Annotated in this window: 5 protein-coding genes and 1 pseudogene; 5 read left to right on the forward strand and 1 reads right to left on the reverse strand. The window is 70.8% G+C overall.

The window, feature by feature from the left end:
- Both phaZ and JWQ05_RS15070 read left to right on the forward strand, forming a co-directional pair.
- Window positions 1-991 (forward strand): polyhydroxyalkanoate depolymerase (gene phaZ, locus JWQ05_RS15065; protein WP_299659836.1); only part of this gene is annotated, 991 nt, incomplete at its 5' end.
- Window positions 992-1,047: 56 nt separating this feature from the next.
- Window positions 1,048-1,782 carry a SprT family zinc-dependent metalloprotease gene (locus JWQ05_RS15070; protein WP_299659838.1) on the forward strand — a complete coding sequence of 245 codons (735 nt, stop codon included), beginning with the start codon at window positions 1,048-1,050 and terminating at the stop codon, window positions 1,780-1,782.
- A gap of 5 nt (window positions 1,783-1,787) precedes the next feature.
- On the opposite strand, the gene JWQ05_RS15075 is transcribed toward JWQ05_RS15070, so the two are convergent.
- The gene (locus JWQ05_RS15075; RefSeq protein ID WP_299659841.1) at window positions 1,788-2,165 is read right to left on the reverse strand and encodes a hypothetical protein; all 378 of its coding nucleotides are present in this window, start codon (window positions 2,163-2,165) and stop codon (window positions 1,788-1,790) included.
- A 304-nt stretch (window positions 2,166-2,469) separates the two neighbouring features.
- Here JWQ05_RS15075 and JWQ05_RS15080 point away from each other — a divergent pair, with 304 nt between their 5' ends.
- The 3 genes and pseudogenes from JWQ05_RS15080 to JWQ05_RS15090 form a co-directional block, all read left to right on the forward strand.
- Window positions 2,470-2,931, forward strand: coding sequence for an invasion associated locus B family protein (locus tag JWQ05_RS15080; protein WP_299659845.1), 462 nt, complete (start codon window positions 2,470-2,472; stop codon window positions 2,929-2,931).
- A 20-nt stretch (window positions 2,932-2,951) separates the two neighbouring features.
- Entirely contained in the window at window positions 2,952-3,638 is a 687-nt protein-coding gene (locus JWQ05_RS15085; protein ID WP_299659843.1) for a hypothetical protein, read from the forward strand.
- Window positions 3,639-3,759: 121 nt separating this feature from the next.
- A pseudogene (locus JWQ05_RS15090) lies at window positions 3,760-4,982 on the forward strand (glycosyltransferase family 2 protein); the annotation flags it as partial.

The following is a 4,982-nucleotide window of genomic DNA, read 5'->3' on the forward strand; positions in this document are numbered from 1 at the left end:
CGAGCCGCAGCCCAAGCTCCTCATCGTGGCGCCGATGTCGGGGCACTATTCCACGCTCCTGCGCGGCACCGTGGAGGCGATGCTGCCCGACCATCAGGTCTTCATTACCGACTGGACCGATGCCCGCATGGTGCCGCTCGGCGCCGGACGTTTCGATCTCGACACCTACATCGACTACCTTCTCGACATCTTCCGCGATCTCGGGCCGGACCTGCACGTCATGGCGGTGTGCCAGCCGGCGGTGCCCGTGCTGGCCGCCATCGCCGTGATGGAGGCGCAGGACTACGCGCCGGTGCCGTGCTCCATGACCCTGATGGGGGGGCCCATCGACACGCGGTGCTCGCCCACCGCCGTGAACTGCCTGGCGCAGGAGCGTGGGACCGCGTGGTTCGAGCGCCATTGCATCACCACCGTCCCGGCCGGGTACCCGGGTGCGTTTCGCAGCGTCTATCCGGGGTTCTTCCAGCTTTCGGGCTTCATGGCGATGAACCTCGACCGCCACGTCAACGCCCATGCGGAGATGTTCGACCACCTCGTGACCGGGGACGGTGATTCGGCGGAGAAGCATCGCGAGTTCTACGACGAGTACCTGGCCGTGATGGACCTGACGGCCGAGTTCTACCTCCAGACCGTCCGCACCGTCTTCGTGGATCATGCCCTGCCGAAGGGGACGATGATCCACCGCGGGGCGCGGGTCGATCTCGGGGCCATCCGGCGTTGCGCCATCCTGGCGATCGAGGGCGAGAACGACGACATTTCCGGGGTCGGCCAGACCCGGGCCGCCCTCGATCTGACGCCCAACCTGCCGGCCGGGCGCAAGGCCTACCACCTGCAGGCTGGCGTGGGGCATTACGGCGTCTTCAACGGCTCGCGCTACCGCACCGTCATCGCGCCCCGCATCGCCGCCTTCATCCGGGAGATGCACGCCAGTGCCGAGATCACGGCGTTTCCGCATCGGCCCGAACCAGCAACGCAGATCGATCGAGCCTGAGGATGGGCTGTGCCGTCCCAATGGCGAAGCTCGGCGGCAGCGGATAAGCTGAGCTCATGCGATTGGCATTGCTGCGCGGGGCGGACCCCGATCACCTCGACATCGTGCACGCGGGCGAAGCACTGCGCGTCCTGCTGCGGCGCAGGCCCACCGCCCGGCGCCTGACCCTGCGCGTGTCGAGCGCGACCGGCGACGTCGTGATGACCCTGCCGACCCGGACCTCGCTCGCCGTCGCCAAGACCTTTGCGGTCAGCCATGGCGGCTGGATCGCGGCGCGCCTGGCCCGGATGCCGGAACGCGTGCTCTTTGCTGCCGACGCGGTCGTGCCGGTGCGCGGCGTGCCCCATCGCATCGCGCATCGCGCGAGCCGCAGCGGCGTCACACGCTTCGACACCCTGTCGGAGGAGCCGGTGCTGTCGGTGGCCTGCGACGCGCCGCACATCGCCCGCCGGGTCGGCGACTTCCTGCAGCGGGAGGCGCGGGCCGACCTCACCGAGGCGGTGGCGCGCTACACCGAGAAGCTCGGGCAGGGCCCAAAACGCATCACGTTGCGCGACACCCGCAGCCGGTGGGGTTCGTGCACCGCGCGGGGAGAGTTGAACTTCTCCTGGCGCCTCATTCTCGCGCCGCCCCTGGTGCTCGACTACCTCGTCGCGCACGAGATGGGGCACCTGCGCGAGATGAACCATTCCACGCGCTTCTGGACCCTCGTCGGCTCGCTGTGCCCGCACGTCGAGGAGGCGGAGCGCTGGCTCAAGCGCAACGGCGCCAGCCTGCACCGCTACGGCTGAGCGGCTCAGCCCCGGGCGCGCAGGACCTTGCGGCGCACGACCTGCTCGACCGGCCAGGTCGGGCGCGGCTCGACGTCGCCGGGGTTCAGGGTGCGCGGTGCGACGCCGTCGCAGACCTCGCGCTGGCGCAGGATCACCGGCCGGCCGAACTCGTCGCGGCGTCGGATGATGCCGCCGTCCCGGCAGAACCCGGCGATCTCCGCCGAACTTCCGTTGCGCCGTCCGCCCGGCGTGCGGGCGATCGGCCGATGCTCGATCACCAGCGGGCCGTCGCGGTTCAGGGAGCGCTCGATGTAGGTGGTCTCGCCCGCCGGCAGCGGCTCGGCGACCGCCGGGCCGGCGATCACCAGGGTGGCGAGGAGGAGAGGGGCGCGCAGTCGCATGGGTTCGTCCGTTGGCGGGCAAGCGTCGTTGGCGGGCGGGTGTCTTCGGCGGGCAAGCGTGACCATCAGCACTAGAGGCTGTACGCGCCGCGGGATAGTCGGTTCCCGCGAGCGGGTTCCGGAAGCCTACGCTTCCCTTGACAGTCGAGGGCCCAGCATGGTCGGAACACCCGTGTTTTCGGTTAACGGCTCGCGGGGGCGGCGAGCCACGCGAAAGGGTCGACGCGTGGGGTTTCGAGGAATGGTGCAGCGCGCGCGCGGCCTGGTCGCCCGGGGCGTCGCGGCGGGTGCGCTCGGCGCGGCGATGCTGTGCATCGGGCCGCAGAGCGCGGCGGCCCAGGGCATGGTGCGTAACACCTTCGGCGACTGGCAGTTGCGCTGCGAGACTCCGGCGGGCGCCAAGGCCGAGCAATGCGCCATGGTGCAGTATCTCGCGGCGGAGGACCGGCCGAACCTGACCCTGGTGGTCATCGTGCTGAAGACCGCCGACAACCGCGGCTACCTCCTGCGCGTGGTGGCGCCCCTCGGCGTGCTGCTGCCGTCCGGCCTCGGGTTGAAGATCGACAAGATCGATGTCGGCCGCGCCGGCTTCGTGCGCTGCCTGACCACGGGCTGCGTCGCCGAGGTCGTGATGGATGACGGCCTGGTCAAGCAATTCTCCGGCGGCGCGCAGGCGACCTTCATCGTCTTCCAGACCCCGGAGGAGGGCGTCGGTATTCCCCTATCGATGAAGGGCTTCGCCCAAGGATTCGAGAGCCTGAAGTGACGCCGATGCGGGATCGCACCATGGCCGACGTGACCTCTGACCAGACCGCCAGGCGCCGGACGCGGTCCGTGTTCGGCGCGCGCATGGCGATCGTCGCATTCGCGCTTGCGGCGGGCGGCCTTTCCGCCGGGCGGGTCCAGGCGGAGGAAGGAAACTTCCTCACCAACATGCTGAAATACGGCGGCACCTCCGTCCCGCCATCGCAGCCGGCCGACACCGATCCCCCCTATTGCCCGACCGTCGAGGTCCCCGAGGGCGGCGCGGCGATCCAGTCTTATGCCGGGCGTGCTGGCGACAGCAGCCACCTACGCCACCAGATCACCCTCGGGCGCGTCGCCCGCGAATGCACCCGCCTTCAGGACGGAACGCTGAGCGTCAAGATCGGCGTGGAAGGGCACGTTCTCCTCGGGCCCGCCGGCGCGCCCGGCCGCTTCGAGGCGCCGGTCTCCTTCGCCATCAAGGCCGGCGGCAAGGCGATCGTCTCACGCGTCCGGCGCGTCGCCGTACCGGTCGCCGCCGGACAGGCGCAGGGCCTGTTCTCCGTGGTCGAGGACAATTTTGTCGTGCCCGCCGCGCTGGCCGGCAACTACGACATCGAGGTCCGCCTCGGCGCCACGCCGCAGCGCGTCGCCACGCCGAAGGCCCGCAAGGCGCCTTCGACTTCCGAGGACCGCGTCGCGGCGCCCGCCAAGGACGCGGCCGAGTGAAGGCCGTGACCGCGCCCCGGGTGTCGTCCTGAGCGCAGAAGGCGGAGCGGGTCGCACGCCAGGGACGTCTGCGGCGCTCGGGCGTGCCGTCGCGTTCGCCCTGGAGCCTCAGGACGATCCGTTGTTCCGGCAGCGCCTCGTGCTGTCGGCACCGGCGTGTGACCGGTGGATCGTCCTCACCTATCGCGGCGCCCCCGTGGCGCGGCCCCTCCGGCCTCTCTTGCGCCTGTCGCGCAACGACGGCCGGCGCGAGACCTTCGTCCTCCCCGGCCCCATCCTCGGCGCGGCCCACTGGCTCGGCTACCTGCCGGCGGATTGCGCCGGCATCGAACTCGCGATCGATCCCCGCAGCGGCTTCGTGCTGGAGCGGGTGGACCTGCGAAGCCACGCGAGCCTGTTCGCCGAATGCCTGAGGCGGCGTCCGCTCCGGGCGTTCGTGGCGGGCTACAACGCCCTGCGCGGCGACGAGCGCCGGTTCCGTGACACCCTGCGCGGCGCCTGCGGGGTCACGCCGATGGCCCGCTACGCGACATGGTCCGCGACCCGTCACCGGCCGGATGCCGACGCGGCGCCGACCGGCCCCGCGTTACGCCTGATCCTGCCGGCGAGCCCCGACGAGGTCGATGCCGTCGGCGAAACCGTGCTGAGCCTGCGAGCGCAAAGGTTCACCGCCTGGACCCTCGTGGTGGCTTGGTCGACAGCGGCTTCCAGTGTCGCAGTGGCCGACGCCCGGATCACCCAGCGGGCGTGGTCGGAGACCGACTCGTTCGAAGCGCTGGCGGGGCCGGCGGCTGCCGTCGCGATGCTCACGCCCGGCGATCGCCTCGATCCCGATGCCCTTGCGATCCTCGTCCGTGGCCTCTCCGACGAGGCGCGACCCCAACTCATCTATGGAGACACTTTGGTCGACGGCACCCCGGCGCTCCCGCGCCTCGCGCCGGATTGGAGCCCGGACCTCGCCCTCGTCAGCGCCTATCCGGCGACACCGATTCTCTATGCTGGCGCGCTGCTCGAACGCTTGCGTGTCACGCCGTTGCAGGCGCCGGAAACATTCCCGCTGGGGCTCTTCCTCGCGGCGACCACAATCGTGGAGCCGGCCGAGGTCGCCCACATCCCCCGTATCCTCGGCCGCAAGGCGGAGCTGACTGAGCACCGCGATCGCCACGCTGCCATCCTCGCGCGGCATCTCGGCGACCAGGGATCCCCGGCCCGGATCGAGGCCAACAGGAGCGGGTTCGATCTGCTCTGGCCCTTGCCCGAGCCGCCCCCCCTCGTCAGCGTGATCATGCCCACGCGCGATCGCCTCGACCTGATCCGGCGCTCCAGCGACGACGTTCTCAACGG

The sequence above is a fragment of the Methylobacterium sp. genome (genome assembly GCF_028290105.1).
GTDB lineage: Bacteria > Pseudomonadota > Alphaproteobacteria > Rhizobiales > Beijerinckiaceae > Methylobacterium.

What these genes read in the sequence shown, in the direction of transcription:
- JWQ05_RS15070 (WP_299659838.1), top strand. Translation starts at nt 1,048, where the DNA reads ATGCGATTGGCATTGCTGCGCGGGGCGGACCCCGATCACCTCGACATC.
- JWQ05_RS15075 (WP_299659841.1), bottom strand. Translation starts at nt 2,165, where the DNA reads ATGCGACTGCGCGCCCCTCTCCTCCTCGCCACCCTGGTGATCGCCGGC.
- JWQ05_RS15080 (WP_299659845.1), top strand. Translation starts at nt 2,470, where the DNA reads ATGCTGTGCATCGGGCCGCAGAGCGCGGCGGCCCAGGGCATGGTGCGT.
- JWQ05_RS15085 (WP_299659843.1), top strand. Translation starts at nt 2,952, where the DNA reads ATGGCCGACGTGACCTCTGACCAGACCGCCAGGCGCCGGACGCGGTCC.